Annotated in this window: 17 protein-coding genes and 1 other RNA gene; 11 read left to right on the forward strand and 7 right to left on the reverse strand. The window is 48.3% G+C overall.

Annotated features, from left to right (window positions below; translation table 11 throughout):
- The first annotated feature begins 48 nt into the window (after positions 1–48).
- Together OLMES_RS07220 and OLMES_RS07225 are read left to right on the forward strand one after the other, a co-directional pair.
- Positions 49–1,428, forward strand: a complete 1,380-nt coding sequence (locus OLMES_RS07220; protein WP_087460638.1) for a sensor histidine kinase — start codon at positions 49–51, stop codon at positions 1,426–1,428.
- Between the two features lie 127 nt (positions 1,429–1,555).
- Entirely contained in the window at positions 1,556–2,704 is a 1,149-nt protein-coding gene (locus OLMES_RS07225) for an acyl-CoA dehydrogenase family protein (RefSeq protein WP_087460639.1), read from the forward strand.
- Positions 2,705–2,720: 16 nt separating this feature from the next.
- Here OLMES_RS07225 and OLMES_RS07230 read toward each other — a convergent pair whose 3' ends face one another.
- The 5 genes from OLMES_RS07230 to smpB all read right to left on the reverse strand — a co-directional run bounded on the left by OLMES_RS07230 (position 2,721) and on the right by smpB (position 5,792).
- Positions 2,721–3,503, reverse strand: coding sequence for a type 2 periplasmic-binding domain-containing protein (locus tag OLMES_RS07230; RefSeq protein WP_087460640.1), 783 nt, complete (start codon positions 3,501–3,503; stop codon positions 2,721–2,723).
- 138 nt (positions 3,504–3,641) lie between these two features.
- A complete protein-coding gene (locus OLMES_RS27945; protein WP_157678206.1) occupies positions 3,642–3,908 on the reverse strand; it encodes a hypothetical protein in 267 nt (88 codons plus the stop codon).
- 143 nt (positions 3,909–4,051) lie between these two features.
- On the reverse strand, positions 4,052–4,480 hold the full coding sequence (locus OLMES_RS07240) for an LAGLIDADG family homing endonuclease (protein WP_087460642.1): 429 nt from the start codon (positions 4,478–4,480) through the stop codon (positions 4,052–4,054).
- 420 nt (positions 4,481–4,900) lie between these two features.
- Positions 4,901–5,232, reverse strand: a transfer-messenger RNA (tmRNA) gene (gene ssrA, locus OLMES_RS07245).
- Between the two features lie 74 nt (positions 5,233–5,306).
- Positions 5,307–5,792 (reverse strand): SsrA-binding protein SmpB, encoded by a 486-nt coding sequence (smpB, locus tag OLMES_RS07250; protein WP_087460643.1) that lies wholly within the window; start codon positions 5,790–5,792, stop codon positions 5,307–5,309.
- Between the two features lie 374 nt (positions 5,793–6,166).
- Between smpB and OLMES_RS07255 the strand changes: the two genes are divergently transcribed.
- The 3 genes from OLMES_RS07255 to OLMES_RS07265 all read left to right on the forward strand — a co-directional run bounded on the left by OLMES_RS07255 (position 6,167) and on the right by OLMES_RS07265 (position 8,469).
- The gene (locus OLMES_RS07255; protein ID WP_087460644.1) at positions 6,167–7,594 is read left to right on the forward strand and encodes a sodium-dependent transporter; all 1,428 of its coding nucleotides are present in this window, start codon (positions 6,167–6,169) and stop codon (positions 7,592–7,594) included.
- Between the two features lie 83 nt (positions 7,595–7,677).
- Positions 7,678–8,112 carry a type II toxin-antitoxin system RatA family toxin gene (locus tag OLMES_RS07260; RefSeq protein ID WP_087460645.1) on the forward strand — a complete coding sequence of 145 codons (435 nt, stop codon included), beginning with the start codon at positions 7,678–7,680 and terminating at the stop codon, positions 8,110–8,112.
- A gap of 63 nt (positions 8,113–8,175) precedes the next feature.
- Positions 8,176–8,469, forward strand: a complete 294-nt coding sequence (locus tag OLMES_RS07265; protein WP_198343254.1) for an RnfH family protein — start codon at positions 8,176–8,178, stop codon at positions 8,467–8,469.
- 62 nt (positions 8,470–8,531) lie between these two features.
- Here the strand turns inward: OLMES_RS07265 and OLMES_RS07270 are convergent, their stop codons facing one another.
- Complete coding sequence (locus tag OLMES_RS07270; protein ID WP_087460646.1) at positions 8,532–8,876, reverse strand: outer membrane protein assembly factor BamE; 345 nt, start codon at positions 8,874–8,876, stop codon at positions 8,532–8,534.
- A 208-nt stretch (positions 8,877–9,084) separates the two neighbouring features.
- Here OLMES_RS07270 and fur point away from each other — a divergent pair, with 208 nt between their 5' ends.
- Complete coding sequence (gene fur / locus OLMES_RS07275; RefSeq protein ID WP_087460647.1) at positions 9,085–9,492, forward strand: ferric iron uptake transcriptional regulator; 408 nt, start codon at positions 9,085–9,087, stop codon at positions 9,490–9,492.
- Positions 9,493–9,618: 126 nt separating this feature from the next.
- Here the strand turns inward: fur and recN are convergent, their stop codons facing one another.
- Complete coding sequence (gene recN, locus OLMES_RS07280; RefSeq protein WP_087460648.1) at positions 9,619–11,277, reverse strand: DNA repair protein RecN; 1,659 nt, start codon at positions 11,275–11,277, stop codon at positions 9,619–9,621.
- Between the two features lie 230 nt (positions 11,278–11,507).
- Between recN and grpE the strand changes: the two genes are divergently transcribed.
- The 5 genes from grpE to carA all read left to right on the forward strand — a co-directional run bounded on the left by grpE (position 11,508) and on the right by carA (position 18,086).
- The gene (gene grpE / locus OLMES_RS07285; RefSeq protein ID WP_087460649.1) at positions 11,508–12,122 is read left to right on the forward strand and encodes a nucleotide exchange factor GrpE; all 615 of its coding nucleotides are present in this window, start codon (positions 11,508–11,510) and stop codon (positions 12,120–12,122) included.
- A gap of 162 nt (positions 12,123–12,284) precedes the next feature.
- On the forward strand, positions 12,285–14,216 hold the full coding sequence (dnaK, locus tag OLMES_RS07290; RefSeq protein ID WP_087460650.1) for a molecular chaperone DnaK: 1,932 nt from the start codon (positions 12,285–12,287) through the stop codon (positions 14,214–14,216).
- Positions 14,217–14,362: 146 nt separating this feature from the next.
- Complete coding sequence (gene dnaJ / locus OLMES_RS07295) at positions 14,363–15,499, forward strand: molecular chaperone DnaJ (RefSeq protein ID WP_087460651.1); 1,137 nt, start codon at positions 14,363–14,365, stop codon at positions 15,497–15,499.
- A gap of 202 nt (positions 15,500–15,701) precedes the next feature.
- Positions 15,702–16,517, forward strand: a complete 816-nt coding sequence (gene dapB, locus OLMES_RS07300; RefSeq protein WP_087460652.1) for a 4-hydroxy-tetrahydrodipicolinate reductase — start codon at positions 15,702–15,704, stop codon at positions 16,515–16,517.
- Between the two features lie 438 nt (positions 16,518–16,955).
- Complete coding sequence (gene carA / locus OLMES_RS07310) at positions 16,956–18,086, forward strand: glutamine-hydrolyzing carbamoyl-phosphate synthase small subunit (RefSeq protein WP_087464378.1); 1,131 nt, start codon at positions 16,956–16,958, stop codon at positions 18,084–18,086.
- The last annotated feature ends 10 nt before the right edge of the window (positions 18,087–18,096 follow it).

Consider the following 18,096-nt stretch of genomic DNA (forward strand, 5'->3'; position numbering starts at 1 on the left):
AGTCGCAGGTTTGCTAATGAAGTAATCTGGATATGAGGTTTTTGCACTATGCAGTCTCACCTGGAGTATCTTTTACTGGCGGTCTCGAAAGCGACCTTTATCGATGATGGTGATCTTGAACGAGCAACACGATTGATACTCAGTGCTACCCTCGAGGGATTGGATGTCGAGCGTGCGGGTATTTGGCTGCTCTCCAGTGATCACTCTGTTATCCGCTGTAAGTTGCTGATCGATAAACATAACAAACTGGAAGCGGATGATCTCGAATTACGTCGTTCTGATTTTCCTAAATACTTTCATGCACTTGACTCCGAGCGTACGATCACCGCCCACAATGCATTAAGTGATCCTTCAACAGTAGAATTCGCAGAGGTCTACCTCCAGCCCTTGGGTATTACCTCAATGTTGGATACGCCCATTCGGCACAGAGGCGATATGATTGGTGTGATCTGTTCAGAGCATATTGGCCATGCGCGAACCTGGACTGAAGACGAAGTAACATTTTCCGGGGCTTTGGCAGATCTGTATGGGCGGGCGGTGAGTGCGGCGCAAAGACGAGACTTCGAGCTTGCTTTGCAGGAGGCCAATGCGGAGTTAGAGGCGAAGGTTGCAAGTCGCACACAAGAGCTTAGCAAGGTCATCGAAGAATTGAAAAAAGCCCAGAGTCATTTAGTCGAATCGGAAAAAATGGCGGCGCTTGGTGCTTTAGTGGCGGGTGTGGCCCATGAAGTTAATACACCCTTGGGGGTTTCCATTACCGCTGTATCCCATTTGGATCAAGTTGTGCTCACTCTGCAGCGGAGTTATGAGGCCGGCACATTGGATGAAAATGCGTTCCTGAATTTTTTGGAAGAGTATCGCTACTCATCCGCTTTGGTGCATTCCAACCTGGATCGTGCGGCCAAGTTAGTGAGCGACTTCAAGCAAACCGCGGTGGATCAATCCTCTGATGTGTTGGAAGAATTCTCTCCAGCACGCCACCTGGAGCGCTTGCTTTCGAGTCTGAGACCTTTATACAAACGCCATCAAGTACAGATTATCCTCGATATTGATCCGGAGATCCGGCTCTATTCTTTTCCTGGGGCGCTCTCACAAATCGTGACTAATTTGGTCTCCAACAGTTGTGTACATGGCTTTGGCGTCTCGCAAGGTAATCAGATTATCATCAAGGGCACCCTCGAAGATGCGGACTTTGTTCTGACTTATAAAGACAATGGCAGGGGATTGACCCCTGAAATTCGGCAGAAAATGTTCGAACCTTTTTTTACCACGAATCGCTCGGGAGGCGGATCGGGTTTGGGCATGTCTATCGTCTATAATCTGACGGTACAAAAGCTCAAGGGACGAATTGATGTCATTCACTGTGAACACGGTGCCGAGTTCCAGTTCCAAATACCTCAATCCTGTCCGGAGTGTGATGCTGGCTGACAACAATACTGTTGAGCAAAATTGCTATCGTTTTTCGTGGCTCATGCCATTGCATCACAACGCTGCGGCAAAGCAGAATGTAGCGCTATGGCGTACCTATCTTTCTCACTGTCGACAGGATTAGTTCATGAACTTCGAACTTACAGAAGAGCAGCAGATCATTCAAACCGTCGCTAGGGACTTTGCCCAGCAAGAATTACAAGCCAATGCCAAGGCTTTAGATGAAGGTGAGGGGCGCTCCGGGCTTCTCGCAAATTTGAAACGGCTATCCGAGCTTGGGGTAATGGGCCTCAATATCAAAAATGAATATGGCGGCTCGGAAGCCGGGAGTATTGCTTTTAGCCTGGTGATTACTGAGCTTGCGAAAGCTTGTGCTTCAACCGCTGTTACCGTGTCCGTGACCAATATGGTGGCGGAAGTGATACAGTCCGTGGCCAGTGATACCCAGCGTGCACGTTATCTACCCAAAATCTGCAGCGGTGAATACGCTGCTGCGGGCTTTTGTTTGACCGAACCCCAAGCAGGGTCTGACCCATCAGCCATGAATACCACAGCCGTTCGGGATGGAGATCATTGGGTGCTCAATGGTGCCAAGGCTTACATCACTAGTGCCGAATATGCAGGGGTATTTGTAGTCTGGGCTGTAACCGATAAAACTGCACCAAAAGGCAAAGGCATTTCCTGCTTTCTTGTTGAGCGGGAAACACCTGGTTTAGTCGTTGGGCCTGCAGAAAAGAAAATGGGGCAGCATGGCTCAGCAACCAACCCGGTATATTTTGACGACTGTCGTATCCCTGAAGATGCATTGATGGGGGCGTTGAATCGGGGCTATCAGGTTGCACTGGGTGAGCTCGCAGGTGGTCGCATCGGGATCGGATCTCTGGCTCTCGGGTTGGGATTATCCGCTATTGAATATGCAACGGCATACGCGAAAGAGCGCAAGCAATTTGGCCAGGCGATCGCCGATTTTCAGGGCATTCAATGGATGGTGGTTGACCATGCCACAGAGTTGGAGGCCGCTCGGTTATTGTTGATGCAGGCTGCCAGTCGCAAAGAAAATTCCCAGGACTTTTCAACCCAGGCATCGATGGCAAAGCTCTTTGCAACCGAGGCCGCGAATCGTGCTTGTTATTCTGGCCTGCAAATTCTGGGCGGAAATGGCTATAACCGCGAATATCCATTGGAGCGACTCGCCAGAGATGTTCGAATCACCAGTATTTATGAAGGTACCAGCGAAATTCAGCGATTGATTATCGCCCGGTCGATCCTGCGCTGATAGCTTGAATTTTTGATTACTCATTTTCACCTAGCTCCAGGCGTTCCCGTATCCTGTTCAATGTACCATCCGCGACCAAACTGCTCAGTGCTTGCTCGATACTGGGGATGTGCCGCGTATGTTTTTTGTGTAGGTAAGGGTAGAGATCGAATTCGGATGCGATCGCGACTTCCTTAATGCCGCTCGTTGCGAATTTTTCTTTCAGAATGATACGGTTGGACATGGCGGGTCCACCCACATAAGCGCCCAGGCGGTTCATTGCGATCAGGCTAAATATTTTCTCGGGTTGTTGATAAGTAATTCTGAGGTTCGCGGCCAGTGGACTTAATTCCATTTCGGCCTTCTTGCTTCCGAGCAGATAGGCAACCTGATATTGGTTGGTTCCGGCATGATCAATCAGGCTGGGTAGATCTTTCACATTGTTGACAATGGAGGGATGTTTGGCGAAGACGATGTGCTGTTCTCTGAAGATTGCAACCTGCACTTTCCGGAGGTTTTTAAACTGATTTTCAATGCCCTCAATCCGCGCACCGACACCATCAAATCGACCTTCATTGGCTGATACCAATGCTCGAAGTTTAGGCAGGGTTTTGATATGGCTTGGAATGCCGGTCCGTTTTGAGATCTCGGCAAAGGTATGTCGAACGTAGTCGACAAGTGGGCCATCATTGTCTGGCATTGTAATCACCAGCGAGTTTGTACCCGAAGATGAATGTGCCACGGAGTTGGCAATGCCTGTGCCGCTCTGCAAGAGTGCCAGTGCGATAAAGAGGCTGAATAGAGTCTTTTTCAGGGTCATTTGGTATCGCTCATTCACATGTTTGACTGACGCGTGATCTCTGATGCGAAATGTTCTTCGACTTTAGTCAGTCTAGCGAAACCCAGGGCCTGAGTACAATTTAAACGGGCTGACCGAGGATGATAGAACGGTTTTTAATTACGAATTATGGGGTTCTGCACAGTTGGTCATGACCTGGGATATTCTGGTCAGTAGCAGTGACTCCGGGATGTTAACTGTCGGCCCTACATCAATGCGGTGTGATGCATGGGGATTGTTATGATTAATAAAGTAGAGATACTGGCACACGCTATCATGAATGCACTGCGCATCACCGTCACCGAACAAGACCGTTAAATTGTCGTCATGCTGGAGCCGTTTTAACAGATTCTCGACTGATTCGATGTTCAACTGCTTTGATTCCACGGTACCGCTCCTTTAATTTGGAAAATTTATTCAGAATACTGCTCCATGCCGGAGGCTGTTCAAAATAAGCGGTTTCGAGCGCTTTTTCCACCGTCGCGAAGCTAAAATTGCGGTATTGCTCCACAGATTGAAGGTTTAGGTTCTTATTTGTGCACCAGAGCAGACAAAAGCTCTGAGGAGACGCATCGGTTTGCTTTTATGTTCAATACTGCGTTTTCGAAATCAATTCGTTCCCGGAGTAGTTCATGGGAGTACTTTCCATTTCGAGGCGTGAGGCGTATGTAGTGTGCCAGTATGAGACGTGCTCTTAGTGCTTTGTAGGTTTTAAGGAAGGGGGTGACGTATTCGAGCACCGTCAGGGCTTGGCGGTTGTACACTGCATAGGTAAAGCTTGGGGAGTGTTTTTCCTGGCTGGTTTTTTTGGTTGTTATTTTTCCCACACCTAACACATTGAGTATGTGCTCAAGTAAAACTCGTTCTGTACTGCTTATGCTGACAGATAGCTGACGGTTTTCATTGCGATGTTTTCGAATGAGAGTAATCGTGCCTTCTCCATCGATTATCCCGGCGATATAGCTGCATCTGTTGCACGAAGTTTTTGGACTTGATTCACTAGTCTTTCAATCCCTGAAAGAAAAACGCCCGTGTTGTGATAATAACAACACGGGCATTCAATTGGTGGAGACGGCGGGACAGCTAATCCATATTTTTCAATATGGGCTGGACTATTCCTTCACCTGCTGTAGTAAATCACAACAGGGGAGAGCGTATTGTGGGCAAATGCCCACCCTAGTACTCCGTGGAAACACAGTTTGATGAAAACTGGTTTCGGGTAGGAGCCTATGAGTCTCTAGCCGGCTTACTGGTTTCCCATTCACCGGACGGCGTTGGCATAGATGGTTTAGCATTGAAACAATGCCTCTTATCCTTAGCGTTCACCGTATGAGCCCTCTTTTTCCGACGGGAATCGCTTCCCGTGGCGACCAGTACGTTAATCGAACCCGCGTCCGCCAGCCCTCTGCCATCGGCTCTACATGTTTAGAAACCCTCTATTGAGTTAACCTTTGGCGGCCCGAGGGGCAGGGCGCTTAAGGCGAGTTCCATTTAGTTTCGCAGATTTGCACGGAACCATGCAAACAAGCTAGCTTGTTCTAAGTGACATCCAGCGCCGCGATACAAGCATCTTGGGCTGGACGCTAGCAGGGTTTAAGCTGCTAGAGCGTAGTTTTCGTCGTTTGCGACTATTTTTTGTAGCGATTGGAGTACGAGAGCCGCTACACTCTCGACATGCACCTTTGGGTTCGCAACCAGCGTCGAAGCCAAGTCGTCCCCGTAGCGTAAAAGAGTATATAGGGTTGTATCTGCTGATTTCAAGGCTGGTGACAAAAATATTGCAGATTAACCCGCGTGCTCACGCACAACCCGTTGTTTTTGTCTGTTCCAGTCACGTTCTTTTTCAGTGGCCCGTTTATCAAATTCCTTTTTACCTCTTACCAGGGCAATTTCGCACTTGATCAGATTTCCTTTCCAGTAGATGGAAAGCGGGACACAAGTCAGTCCCGCCTGATTTATTTTTCCCATGATACGGTCTATTTCACGGCGATTCAGCAGTAATTTCCGGGTCCGGGTCGGGTCGGCAACAACGTGAGTTGAAACGGTGTTCAACGGCGAAATATGTGCACCCAGCAACCAGGCCTCATCGTTTTTAAAAAGGATGTAGGAATCGACCAATTGGCATTTTCCTTCCCGAAGGCTTTTCACTTCCCAACCGATCAGGGCCAAACCGGCTTCGAACTTGTCTTCAATGTGATAATCATGGCGGGCTTTTTTATTCTGTGCAATGGTACCTGTGCCCGATGTATTTTTTTTCTTTGCTTTGCTCATAGTGATTCCACTATAGTTTTGGCGGCGAATAACGCCGCGAATTTCTTCTGTAACGTCTCCCGCTATTTTACGCTGGGAGAATTTTACTTTTTGGCCTAAAGTACTTGATAAGCTTGGTGCTTTTTCCGAAATAGGATAGATCGACAGGCACCGAGCCGCGGGGCCGGAGTAACAATAATATTGCCTTAGCGCCGCGAACAATTGAATTGTGAGCCAAAATACCGGTGGCGTATTGTAACGTAATCGTGCGCCATGGCGTTATTCAGATTTGGGGACACAATTAAAATAAACAACCTGCCAGTATTTGAGTTTTACCTGTCTGTGTAAAAGATAGGAGTGAAGATGTTTTTGCAGGTTTTCCGTTCGGAGAACGAATGAGTAGAAAGCAAGACCCATATAAAGGACAGCTGGGGCGATACAGTACTTTCTATCTGGTGCTGATTGGAGCCGCAATTGGTTTTGGTAATGTCTGGAGGTTTCCATATCTAACTGGAGAAAATGGCGGGGGTGCTTTTTTGCTCTTGTATGTCATTTGTCTCTTTGCCTTGGGCATCCCGATGATGGTTGCAGAGCTTGTTGTGGGACGCGTCGGAAAGCGCAACCCCGTTGATTCCATCAACGTGTTGTGTGCGAAATCCGGGGTAACCTACTGGTGGCAATCCATTGCATGGTTTGCGATGGCGGCAGGCTTTATTGTTTTGTCTTTTTATTCTGTTGTGGGCGGGATCGCTGTTGCCTATATTTTTTATTCTGCATTTGGTTATTTCGGCGCTACAGCAGAGAGTCAAATGTCCTTCGGCGTATTGAACACCAACCCCGGGACCTTGATGGGGTGGCACACATTATTTCTGGTAATCGTAATGATGGTGGTGAAACGTGGCGTGCGTGACGGAATCGGTCGCGCAGCTCGTATGCTGATGCCGTTGATTGTGGTTATTGGATTTGGTCTGCTTATTCATGCAATGGATACAGTGGCATTTACTGATGGTTTTGATTACTTGTTTGAGTTCCGGCCCGAGCAGCTCTCTTTCAGTGCAATTCTTCAAGCGTTGAGTCATGCCTTTTTCAGCTTGACCCTATCTGTCGGAGCGATGATGGCCCTTGGGGCGTATATGCCGGATCGAATGTCGGCAGGGCGGGCTTCAGCGGCTGTGGCATTGACAGACATGTTTCTTGCTTTGATGGCTGGCTTAATTATTTTGCCCTTATCGCTAAGTCATTCGGCGCTCCCCCAGCAGGGCTTCGGGTTAATGTTTCAAACGCTGTCTACGGCATTCGGAGAAATGGCCTGGGGACAATTCTGGGGGGCTGCATTCTATGTTCTGGTGACCTTTGCGGCATGGACATCTGCGATTGCACTGGCAGAACCGATCGTAGCCTGGTTGATCGAACGGGCTCGACTACCGCGCTCAATTGCCTGTCTGGTATTGTTGATCGCCGCTTGGTTCCAGGGGCTGGTGGTAATTTATTCCTTTAATGTTTGGCAGTCGTATCAGTTTGCAGGATTATCCCTGTTTGGCTTTTTCGATTTTATCACTTCTGGTTTACTCATTCCCCTGGCGGGGCTATTACTGGTTGTGTTCCTTGGGCGACGAGTGAAAGTGGCAGAATTGGAAAGCGCTGCGGGCTTTCGGCACCCCGAGGTATTCAGGCTGTGGTACTGGAATTTGCGTTGGTTGATGCCGTGCTTTATGTATTTGGTATTTATATTGGGATTGTTTAATCTGCTTTCTTCTTTGTGCCAAGGCGTATCCCCTGAATCTTCGGGAATATGTGTATTGATTCATTATGATATTTTTTAGCTGATTCGTGGTAATATGCAGCGCGTCAGGCCTCGTGGTTGTTGCTATACATCGGGGTTAGGTTTACTGAAAGAGAAGTGGTTATGCCTCATAAAATTGATCGAAGTGCGCTTGTGATGCATTCCGCAGAGAAAATGTTTAATTTAGTCAATGATGTTTCTTCTTATCCAGCCTTTTTGCCCTGGTGTTCTGACGCCGAGGTTCATTCTGTTGATGCCCATGAGATGGTTGCCTCTTTGGAATTGGCTAAAGGCGCGGTTAAGCAGCGTTTCACAACAAAGAACAGTCTTACCTTACATAAAGAAATTGCGATTGAGCTTATTGAAGGGCCGTTTTCACAGTTAAAAGGGGTGTGGGAGTTCAAGGCGTTGAGCGATCAAGCCTGTAAAGTGGTCTTGAGTTTGCAATTCGAGTTTCAGGGCGCTTTTGGTAAAATGGCGCTGGGCTCTGTGTTCGCCCAAGCCGCAAATACGCTGGTGGATGCATTTTGTAAGCGGGCGAACGAAGTCTATAGCTGAGTGTTGTAGACAGATCGCCGGATCGGTCGAAAGTAATTAGATTGATGGAAAGTAACCAGATTGATGGAAAGTAGTTATATTGATGTTGAGGTTGCCTTTGCTTTACCTCACAAGCAAAAAATTGTTGCCGTTAAAGTCAAGCCGGGTACTTCCGCCTACGATGCGGTGATCAAGTCTCAGATTCACACCTTGTTCCCGGAAATTGATCTGGAAAAGGGCAAAATGGGCATTTTTGGCAAGGCTATTAAAGACCCTAAGAATCACGAACTCCGAGCGGGGGATCGCGTGGAACTTTATCGGCCGCTTAAGATTGACCCCAAGCAAGCGCGCGTGAATCGGGCGAAAAAAGGCGCTTGAGATCCCGATAGTCAACTGTGGTCAGTAGCTATCGGGATGCCGGAATAATCCGGCATGGAGGATCAGTACGCCGGGGTCTCATTCAGCAGGGCCGAAGCATGGTGGGTGTATGTATCGTCAGGCCCATAATAAACAGTGATAATCTGCCGTTTGATATCACCGCCCGCTTTTTGGAAGGTGTAAACATAAGCATCTTCCTGGTGATCAAAGGTGCTCGGGGTAGAGGGCGTGCCGAGCAGGTAGTGAACTTGTCTTCGGGTCATGCCGGGTTTTAGCTGTTCGAGGGTCTCGTGATCGATAATGCTCCCTTGTTGAACGTTGATTTTGTAAACACCCGGAAATGAGCAGCCTGCTGCAATTACAAGGGTAAAAAATAATGTAGCACTGGCGAAAAAATGTCTGAACATGGAAGGCCTGATGTTGCTGGTTGAAAATAAGTACGATTTAGAGAAACAGTACAATTAAAGGAATGCGCAAACTTGGCTTGATCGCCGTTGCGAATAATTCATATTGCGTTTTGCATCTTGTTGCGAATTCCTCTATCTTGTCGGTTTAGTTGGATAAGCAAGATAATAACGGATATTGACCCGTCTGCTAAGAGGTTTAATCAAATTCATGTCGTCTGAAAATTTAGAATTGAAGAAAGCGGGCTTGAAAGTCACATTGCCGAGAATAAAAATCCTCAGCATTCTTGAAAGCGCTGAAAACCATCATATGAGTGCTGAAGATGTTTACAAAACATTGATGGAGGCCGGGGATGATGTTGGTTTGGCAACTGTCTACCGTGTTTTGACGCAATTCGAGGCCGCAGGTTTGGTGTTGCGACATAACTTTGAAGGGGGGCATGCAGTATTTGAGCTTGCCAGTGATGATCATCATGATCATATGGTCTGTACCCAGACTGGCCAGGTTATCGAATTTTGTGATCCCGTTATTGAGGAGCGTCAGCGTCAAATTGCTGAAGAGCATGGGTTCGAAATTGTGGATCACAGTTTGACGCTTTATGTGAAGCCAAAAAAATAAGCGCAGTAGGTCGCTAATCTTTTCAAGTTGTGGCCGGCGCGCCACAGCGCGATGTTCTCAATCGTCATCGCGAACGCGCTTCGGCTAAACTCTCCCTCTTGGGCATTACACTGTAAGCTTGTACTGTCATTCTATGCTGAGCATTTCTTTTGCATGATCCAGTGAGCGCTCGGTGATTTCCACGCCCCCAAGCATTCTTGCCACTTCGGTAATTCGCTCCGCTTGTGACAATGGGCGGATTTTAGAATGGGTCTCACCATCTTTGGCTGTTTTGCTCACCTCAAGGTGTGTATGTCCCTGGGATGCAACCTGCGGCAAGTGAGTTACACAGAGTACCTGGCCTCGCGAGCCGAGTTTTCGTAGCATTTGCCCGACCACCTCAGCGGTACTGCCGCCTATACCGACATCCACTTCGTCAAATACCAGCGTTGGAATGGTTGAGGATTCCGCCAGAATGACCTGGATGGCCAGGCTGACCCGGGAAAGTTCGCCACCAGAGGCAACTTTGATCAGCGGTTGCGGCGGTTGTCCGGGGTTAGCGCTAATCATGAATTCAATTGATTCCATTCCGCCAGGGTGAAATTGAGGAGTAGGCGTCAAACAGGTGGTGAACGTGGCGGATGACATATTCAAGTGGGCGAGCTGTTGGGTGATCAACTTGCTTAGTTTGTCTGCTGCGCTGCTGCGTTTCTTTGTTAGCTTCTCGCAAGTGGTGGCATAGACTGCACCGGCGTCCTCCAGTTTGGCTTCCAGCACTTCGAGGTTGTCTTCGCCGTCAGTCATTTCAGCCAGCTCGATACTCATCTTCTCCCTTACCCGTATCAGTTCGTGTGCCTCTACTCGGTGTTTCCTGGCTAATTGATAAATGCTACTGAGGCGTTCCTCAATAAATTGCAGGCGCTCGGGATCGAGTTCAAAGGTGTCGAGAAAGTGTCGCAATGAAGATCCTGCCTCGTCGATTTGAATTATTGCTTCGCTCAAAAGATTGCGGGTCTCGTTGAAGTGTTCGTTGTCGACCGGCAGATTCTCCAATAGTTGGCATGCCTGGCTGATTAGGTCGTGAGCGGTGTTGTCTCCATCAGCGCAAATAGTTATGACCTGATGTCCGGTCTGCAGTACTTTTTCTGCATTGGCCAGGGTGTTTTGTTCCTGTTCCAGCGTTTCGATTTCACCTTCTTGCAGATCCAGCTGTTCCAGCTCTTGTAGTTGGTAAGACAGTAGCTGTTGGCGAGCATGTCTTTCATCTGAATGCCCTTTGAGTTGTTCGAGTTTTTGTGCGATTTCGGACCAGTTTTTGAACTGTTGTTTAACGGTTTGAGCCAGTGCGGTTGTGTTGCCAAAAGCATCCAGTAATTGCTTGTGGGTGTCCTTGCGTAACAGAGACTGGTGTTCGTGTTGGCTGTGAATGTCGATCAGTAGCTCGCCAAGTTGACGTAAGTTCTGTAAGGGGGCGGGCTGGCCATTTATGTAGCCTCTCGAACGCCCCTCTTTGGTGATAACCCGCCTTAAAATACATTCCGGCCCCTGATCCAGGTCCCGTTCTGCTAGCCAGGTGTGTGCTGCAGGCAGTTGGCTAATATCAAATGTGGCGGTCAATTCGGCTTTCGTTTTGCCATACCTGACAATGCCGCTGTCTGCCCGGTCTCCCAGCGTTAAGCCCAGAGCGTCAAGGACGATTGATTTACCGGCACCTGTTTCGCCTGTGATTACAGTCATGCCTTGTTCGAAAGAGAGTTCAACACGTTCTGCTATTGCAAAATTGCTCACAGTTAAATGAATCAACATAGGTTCCAGTCTCTAAAAGGGTGCCGTTGGGTGGCTATATATACAGTATTGGGTTGGGTCTGGCAATTCCCCAGGCGAGTAAATTATCTGAAATTTAAAGTGTAAATTCAGCATCAGACTTGAAAACAAATTAACCGACCCCATCTCTCCAAAAAATTTGAGAAAGAGACCTTGTAAGCATTGGTTTCCCTGGGAGGCCGAGCCAGAATTGATCCAATTGGAGGAGTGAAATGAGCGCTGAGGAAAAAAACGTAAATGAGTCCGAGCAAGCATTGCAGGATGAAGCGTTGGAAACTGTAGAGCAGGCAGATGCTGATGTGGTTGAGTCAACTGATGCTCCTGAAGAGGCCGCCTCAGCGGATGCGCAGGTTGCCGTGATGACCGAAGAGCTGAGCAAACTGAAAGAGCAGGTGTTGCGCTCTGAGGCGGAAATGGAGAACGTTCGTCGCCGGGCAGAGCTGGATGTTGAAAAGGCGCACAAATTTGCCTTGGAAAAGTTCACGAAGGAACTCTTGCCTATCGCCGACAGTCTGGAAAAGGCGATCGAATCGATTCAGGGGGATGATGCTGTGCTGGTCTCCGCACGGGAAGGGGTGGAGATGACTTTGAATCTGATGATGAGTGCATTGGGCAAGTTCAAAGTTGAGCAACTTGATCCGGTTGGTGAGCCCTTTGATCCGCAATACCACGAAGCGATGTCAATGGTCAGTGCACCCCATGCTGAACCGAACTCAGTGATCGCTGTCGTGCAAAAAGGTTACACCTTGCATGGTCGTTTGGTGCGTCCAGCTATGGTTATGGTGGCCAAGGCAGAAGCTGGAAATCAAATTGACGAAAAGGCTTGAAAAAAAAATAAGCGGGCCAATATAGAGTGGTAAGTCGGATGGCCAATAAGCTTTGGAGGTAACCCGGGGCAGGCCGCAGCAGATTGGGAATGAACTTAAGAATACCAGGACCGGAAAATTCACGAGCATGTTAGCCGGTTCTATTTAGTTTGGAGAAGATTTATGAGCAAAATTATCGGAATTGACTTGGGGACCACAAACTCTTGTGTTGCCATTATGGATGGTAAAAAAACCAAGGTCATTGAAAACGCAGAAGGTGATCGCACCACCCCATCCATCATCGCATTTACCGATGATGGAGAAACCCTGGTTGGCCAGTCGGCCAAGCGTCAGGCGGTAACAAACCCAACCAATACATTGTTTGCTATCAAGCGTTTGATTGGTCGTCGCTTTGAAGACTCTGTTGTTCAGAAAGATATCAAAATGGTGCCTTACAAAATTGTAGGCGCAGACAATGGTGATGCATGGGTTGAAGTGAAAGGCGAGAAAAAAGCACCGCCACAGATTTCTGCTGAAGTCTTGAAGAAAATGAAGAAAACAGCAGAAGATTACCTGGGTGAAAGTGTAACCGAGGCAGTTATTACTGTGCCGGCCTACTTCAATGATTCTCAGCGTCAGGCAACCAAGGATGCGGGTAAAATCGCAGGTCTTGATGTTAAGCGTATCATCAATGAGCCTACCGCTGCAGCACTGGCCTATGGTTTGGACAAGCAGTCTGGTGATTCCACTATTGCTGTTTACGATTTGGGTGGTGGTACATTCGATATTTCGATCATTGAAATTGCAGATGTTGATGGCGAGAAACAGTTTGAGGTATTGGCAACCAATGGTGACACCTTCCTGGGTGGTGAAGACTTCGACTTACGTTTGATTGAATATTTAGCGGATCAATTCAAGAAAGATAGTGGTATCGATCTGAAGGGTGATCCTCTGGCCATGCAGCGATTGAAGGAAGCTGCCGAGAAGGCAAAGGTTGAGTTATCGAGCAGCCAGCAGACTGATGTTAACTTGCCTTACATCACTGCGGATCAGACGGGTCCCAAGCACTTGAACGTTAAAGTGACGCGAGCAAAACTGGAGTCGCTGGTTGAAGATCTTGTTGTGAACAGCCTTGAGCCTTGCCGTATAGCGCTTCAAGATGCTGGATTGAACGCATCCGAGATTGATGAAGTGATCTTGGTGGGTGGCCAGACACGGATGCCGATGGTTCAAGAAAAAGTTAAAGAGTTCTTCGGCAAAGAAGCTCGCAAAGATGTAAACCCTGATGAGGCTGTTGCAATTGGTGCTGCAGTTCAGGCTGCGGTTTTGTCGGGTGATGTGAAAGACGTACTGTTGCTTGATGTTTCGCCTTTGACTCTGGGTATTGAAACCATGGGTGGTGTTGCCACGCCGTTAATAGAGAAAAATACAACCATCCCGACCAAAAAGTCGCAGGTTTTCTCGACAGCGGATGACAACCAGACCGCAGTGACGATCCATGTTGTTCAGGGTGAGCGTAAGCAGGCGGCGCAGAACAAGTCTCTGGGGCGTTTTGATTTGGCTGATATTCCGCCAGCACCGCGTGGTATGCCGCAAATCGAGGTTACATTTGATATTGATGCCAATGGTATTTTGAATGTATCTGCCAAAGATAAGGCTACTGGCAAAGAGCAATCAATCGTGATTAAAGCGTCTTCTGGTTTGTCGGACGAAGAAATCGAGAAAATGGTGAGCGACGCCGAAGCGAATGCGGATGAAGATCGTAAGTTCGAAGAGCTTATTGCAGCACGAAACCAGGCTGATGGTATGATTCACGCGGTCAAGAAAACCCTTGAAGAAGCTGGCGATAAAGCGACTGCGGAAGAGAAAGAGAAAATCGAAGCTGCTATTAAAGACCTGGAAGAAGCTGTGAAGGGGGATGATAAGGCGGATATCGAGGCGAAGACCAAGGTGTTGACTGACGCTTCAGGTGAGTTGGCGCAAAAAATGTATGCAGAGCAGGCGCAAGCAGCGGGTGCAGCGGAAGGTGCTGATGCCGCAGCAGGTGATGCATCTGGTCCATCTGACGATGCAGTTGATGCAGAGTTTGAAGAAGTTAAGGACGATAAGCGCTAAGCATTTGCTTTGCGTTTACAGTCTTGTGGATATGGCGTGGAGTTTAGGCTCCGCGTCATTTTTGCGTCTGTCTTATGGGGATTATGAATGTGATCTCCAGTGTTGAATTGAAGAGGTGGGTTAGCCTCGTACATAGCTGAAGTCTTATGTCAAAACGAGATTATTACGAGATATTGGGTCTTGCTAAAACGGCGGAAGCCAAAGAGATAAAGCAGGCCTACCGAAAATTAGCCATGAAATATCACCCGGACCGGAACTCTGATGATCCGGAGGCCGAGGATAAATTCAAAGAGGCTACAGAAGCCTACGAGGTGCTTAGCACGCCGGAAAAACGGGAAGCTTATGATCGCTACGGGCATGCTGGGGTTGATCCTAATATGGCCAGTGGCGGCGGTTTTGGGGGTGGTGGAGCCAGTTTTGCTGATATCTTCGGTGATGTTTTCGGCGATATTTTCAGTGGTGGCGGAGGCGGTGGTCGTTCACGTTCTGCCAAGGGCGCTGACTTGCGCTACAATCTGGAACTGGATCTGGAAGATGCGGTTCGTGGTAAAACAGTAAAAATTAAGATCCCCACTCACGTTAATTGTGAGGATTGTGACGGATCCGGTGCGCAAAAAGGGACCGAACCCGAAAACTGTGGTACTTGTCACGGTGTTGGGCAGATTCGCATGCAGCAGGGATTCTTCTCTGTGCAGCAGACTTGTCCGCATTGTCGTGGTCGTGGCAAGGTGATCAAATCTCCGTGTAAAACCTGTCATGGTGCCGGACTGGTTGAAGAGCAAAAAACACTGTCTGTAAAAGTCCCGCCTGGAGTCGATACGGGTGATCGTATCCGCTTGGCAGGAGAGGGAGAGGTGGGGGCTCGTGGTGGCCCTCCAGGTGATCTTTATGTTCAGGTAATGGTTAAGGATCATCCGATTTTTGTTCGTGATGGCAAGAATCTTTATTGTGATGTGCCCATCACCTTTGGTGATGCTGCATTGGGTGGCGAGTTGGAGGTTCCGACGCTTGACGGTCGAGTCAAATTAAAAATTCCACCTGAAACCCAAACGGGTAAGCTGTTCCGCTTGCGTGGTAAAGGTGTGACACCTGTCAGGGGTGGTGCCGCGGGCGATTTGCTGTGTCGAGTTACGGTGGAAACCCCTGTTAATTTGACCAAAAAGCAAAAAGATTTGTTGCGCGAATTTCAGGAATCAATGGAGTCTGGTAATGCTCATCATGCTCCGAAAAAGCATTCCTGGTTTGAGGGTGTGAAAAACTTTTTTGAGGATATGAAGTTCTAGCCCTGCATATCACTCAAAAGGGGCGTAAAGCCCCTTTTTTGTTGATTCGACATGGGTATCTTTGGGGTTGCGATGCGTTATATGGGCTGAGGACGGATGCACGCGGACGTAATCGGAATCTTTTTTTATTTATGCATTGATTTTGGTGGTCGTAAAGAAGGCTGAGGTCACATGAATCAGGTCGGTTGTTGAGGAATTAAACATGGTAAGAGTAGCGGTAATTGGTGCTGCGGGTCGAATGGGGAAGGTGTTGGTTGAGGCGGTTACCGCTGCAGATGATCTTGAGTTAGGTGCTGCTGTTGTTGAGCCGGGTAGTTCGCTAATTGGTGCTGATGCGGGCGAAATGGCGGGTGTGGGTCGTTTGGGGGTCTCGATTGTGGGGCAGCTGAGCGAGGTGATCGCTGATTTTGATGTTTTAATTGATTTTACAGCGCCGGAGCTAACACTCGAAAATGTTGCAGCTTGTGAAGTCGCAGGCAAGGCAATGGTGGTGGGGACAACCGGTTTGAATGATGCACAAAAGGCGAGACTCGTTGAAGCCGGGAAAAGTATGCCGTTGGTTTTTGCACCCAATATGAGTGTGGGTGTTAATCTTGTTCTGAATTTGTTGAAAACGGCAGCAGCGGTGCTGGGTGATGATTTTGATATTGAGGTAATAGAAGCTCACCACCGTTTTAAAAAGGATGCTCCCTCTGGTACTGCCTTGGCAATGGGAGAGGCGGTTGCAGATGCGTTGGGTCGCGATTTAAAAACCTGTGCGGTATACGGTCGTGAAGGTATGACCGGAGAGCGGGATCCAAAAACAATCGGATTTGAAACCATCAGGGCAGGTGATGTGGTCGGAGATCATACGGTGCTTTTTGCCGGAATGGGAGAGCGCGTTGAAATTACCCACAAAGCCAGTAGTCGAATGACATTTGCAAAAGGTGCGGTGCGGGCTGCTGCATGGTTGGCGGATCGCGAGAACGGCTTGTATGATATGCAGGATGTGCTGGGTTTCAAATTGGGCGATCACTAAGTTAGGAAGATAGCGTTGGCAGTAAGCCCCTAAATACTGAAGTTTAGTGGGTTTTCTCCTGCCGATTTATCATGAAGACTGTAAAAATGATGTGAAGTTATGCTCAAAGATGGTGCTTGCGTAGACAGCTTCGCCCATTTTTCGTAGAATACGCGGGTTTGTGCGTATGCTGCGACTGAGACCCCCGACTGTGTCTCGAAAAAGAATTGGAATCAAGTTTTGAAGCGGGATGGAGTTACAGCTCCCTCTCGCTTTTTTGCGACTTGAAAAAAGTACCAATTTCAAACGGATTCGGGAGCGTATTTCGGTCATTCCTGATCTTTTCCCTGGGTTGTTCCAGGGTATAAAGATCAAGGTAGATTCGGTACTTCGAGTCTAAAGCAGCAACAAGTCGCCTTTATGACAACTGGCCCCCAGAGTTTGAAAGAGGAAACGGTGTTGAAAAAACCTGCGATACTGGCGCTCGAAGATGGAAGTATCTTCAAGGGCATTTCGATTGGAGCAGATGGTATAACAGTGGGTGAGGTTGTTTTTAATACCTCCATGACAGGTTATCAGGAAATATTGACCGATCCTTCCTATGCCCAGCAAATTGTAACTTTAACTTATCCCCATATCGGCAACACTGGTGTGAATCAGGAAGATGTCGAATCCGATAGTATCTGGGCTGCTGGCCTGGTGATTCGGGATCTCCCCCTTCTGGTTAGTAATTTCCGTTCAGAGCAGGCGCTGGATGAGTACCTGAAAGAGAATGGAAAGATTGGAATCGCCGATATCGATACCCGTCGTCTGACGCGAATTCTTCGGGAAAAAGGCGCGCAAAACGGCTGTATCATTGCGGGTGATGATATAGATGTTGATAAAGCGTTAGCGATGGCGAAAGATTTTCCAGGCCTCAAAGGAATGGATCTCGCGAAAGAGGTGACCCGATCCGAAGCTGGAACCTGGACTCAGTCGGAATGGGTTTTGGGTAAAGGATACCTGGAACAGGGTGAAACTGACTTTCATGTGGTGGCTTACGACTTCGGTGTCAAACTGAATATTTTGCGTATGTTGGCCGGTCGTGGCTGTAAGTTGACAGTTGTTCCGGCGCAAACTCCTGCTGCGGAAGTTTTAGCGATGAAGCCTGATGGCGTCTTTCTGTCCAATGGCCCGGGTGATCCAGAGCCGTGTGACTACGCGGTGAAAGCGATCAAAGAAATATTGTCACACCGAGTGCCTGTGTTCGGAATTTGTCTTGGGCATCAATTGCTGGCCTTGGCCAGTGGTGCAAAGACAGCGAAGATGAAGTTCGGTCACCATGGTGCCAATCACCCGGTGCAAAATCTTGAAGATGGTACCGTGATGATTACCAGTCAAAATCATGGTTTTGCGGTTGATGAAACGTCTTTGCCTGAGTGTTTGAAAGCAACTCATAAGTCTCTGTTTGATCAATCCTTGCAGGGTATTGAGCGAGTTGATGTGCCGGCGTTCAGTTTTCAAGGGCACCCGGAAGCGAGCCCCGGTCCCCACGATGTAGCACCTCTGTTTGATAAATTCATTCAGATGATGAGGCAGTCGGTTGCGTAAGTCATACTGG

Origin of the sequence: Oleiphilus messinensis (genome assembly GCF_002162375.1) — a bacterium.
In the GTDB taxonomy this organism is placed as follows: Bacteria; Pseudomonadota; Gammaproteobacteria; order Pseudomonadales; family Oleiphilaceae; genus Oleiphilus; species Oleiphilus messinensis.

What these genes read in the sequence shown, in the direction of transcription:
- OLMES_RS07220 (WP_087460638.1), top strand. Translation starts at nt 49, where the DNA reads ATGCAGTCTCACCTGGAGTATCTTTTACTGGCGGTCTCGAAAGCGACC.
- OLMES_RS07225 (WP_087460639.1), top strand. Translation starts at nt 1,556, where the DNA reads ATGAACTTCGAACTTACAGAAGAGCAGCAGATCATTCAAACCGTCGCT.
- OLMES_RS07230 (WP_087460640.1), bottom strand. Translation starts at nt 3,503, where the DNA reads ATGACCCTGAAAAAGACTCTATTCAGCCTCTTTATCGCACTGGCACTC.
- smpB (WP_087460643.1), bottom strand. Translation starts at nt 5,792, where the DNA reads ATGAGCAAAGCAAAGAAAAAAAATACATCGGGCACAGGTACCATTGCA.
- OLMES_RS07255 (WP_087460644.1), top strand. Translation starts at nt 6,167, where the DNA reads ATGAGTAGAAAGCAAGACCCATATAAAGGACAGCTGGGGCGATACAGT.
- OLMES_RS07260 (WP_087460645.1), top strand. Translation starts at nt 7,678, where the DNA reads ATGCCTCATAAAATTGATCGAAGTGCGCTTGTGATGCATTCCGCAGAG.
- OLMES_RS07265 (WP_198343254.1), top strand. Translation starts at nt 8,176, where the DNA reads ATGGAAAGTAGTTATATTGATGTTGAGGTTGCCTTTGCTTTACCTCAC.
- OLMES_RS07270 (WP_087460646.1), bottom strand. Translation starts at nt 8,876, where the DNA reads ATGTTCAGACATTTTTTCGCCAGTGCTACATTATTTTTTACCCTTGTA.
- fur (WP_087460647.1), top strand. Translation starts at nt 9,085, where the DNA reads ATGTCGTCTGAAAATTTAGAATTGAAGAAAGCGGGCTTGAAAGTCACA.
- recN (WP_087460648.1), bottom strand. Translation starts at nt 11,277, where the DNA reads ATGTTGATTCATTTAACTGTGAGCAATTTTGCAATAGCAGAACGTGTT.
- grpE (WP_087460649.1), top strand. Translation starts at nt 11,508, where the DNA reads ATGAGCGCTGAGGAAAAAAACGTAAATGAGTCCGAGCAAGCATTGCAG.
- dnaK (WP_087460650.1), top strand. Translation starts at nt 12,285, where the DNA reads ATGAGCAAAATTATCGGAATTGACTTGGGGACCACAAACTCTTGTGTT.
- dnaJ (WP_087460651.1), top strand. Translation starts at nt 14,363, where the DNA reads ATGTCAAAACGAGATTATTACGAGATATTGGGTCTTGCTAAAACGGCG.
- dapB (WP_087460652.1), top strand. Translation starts at nt 15,702, where the DNA reads ATGGTAAGAGTAGCGGTAATTGGTGCTGCGGGTCGAATGGGGAAGGTG.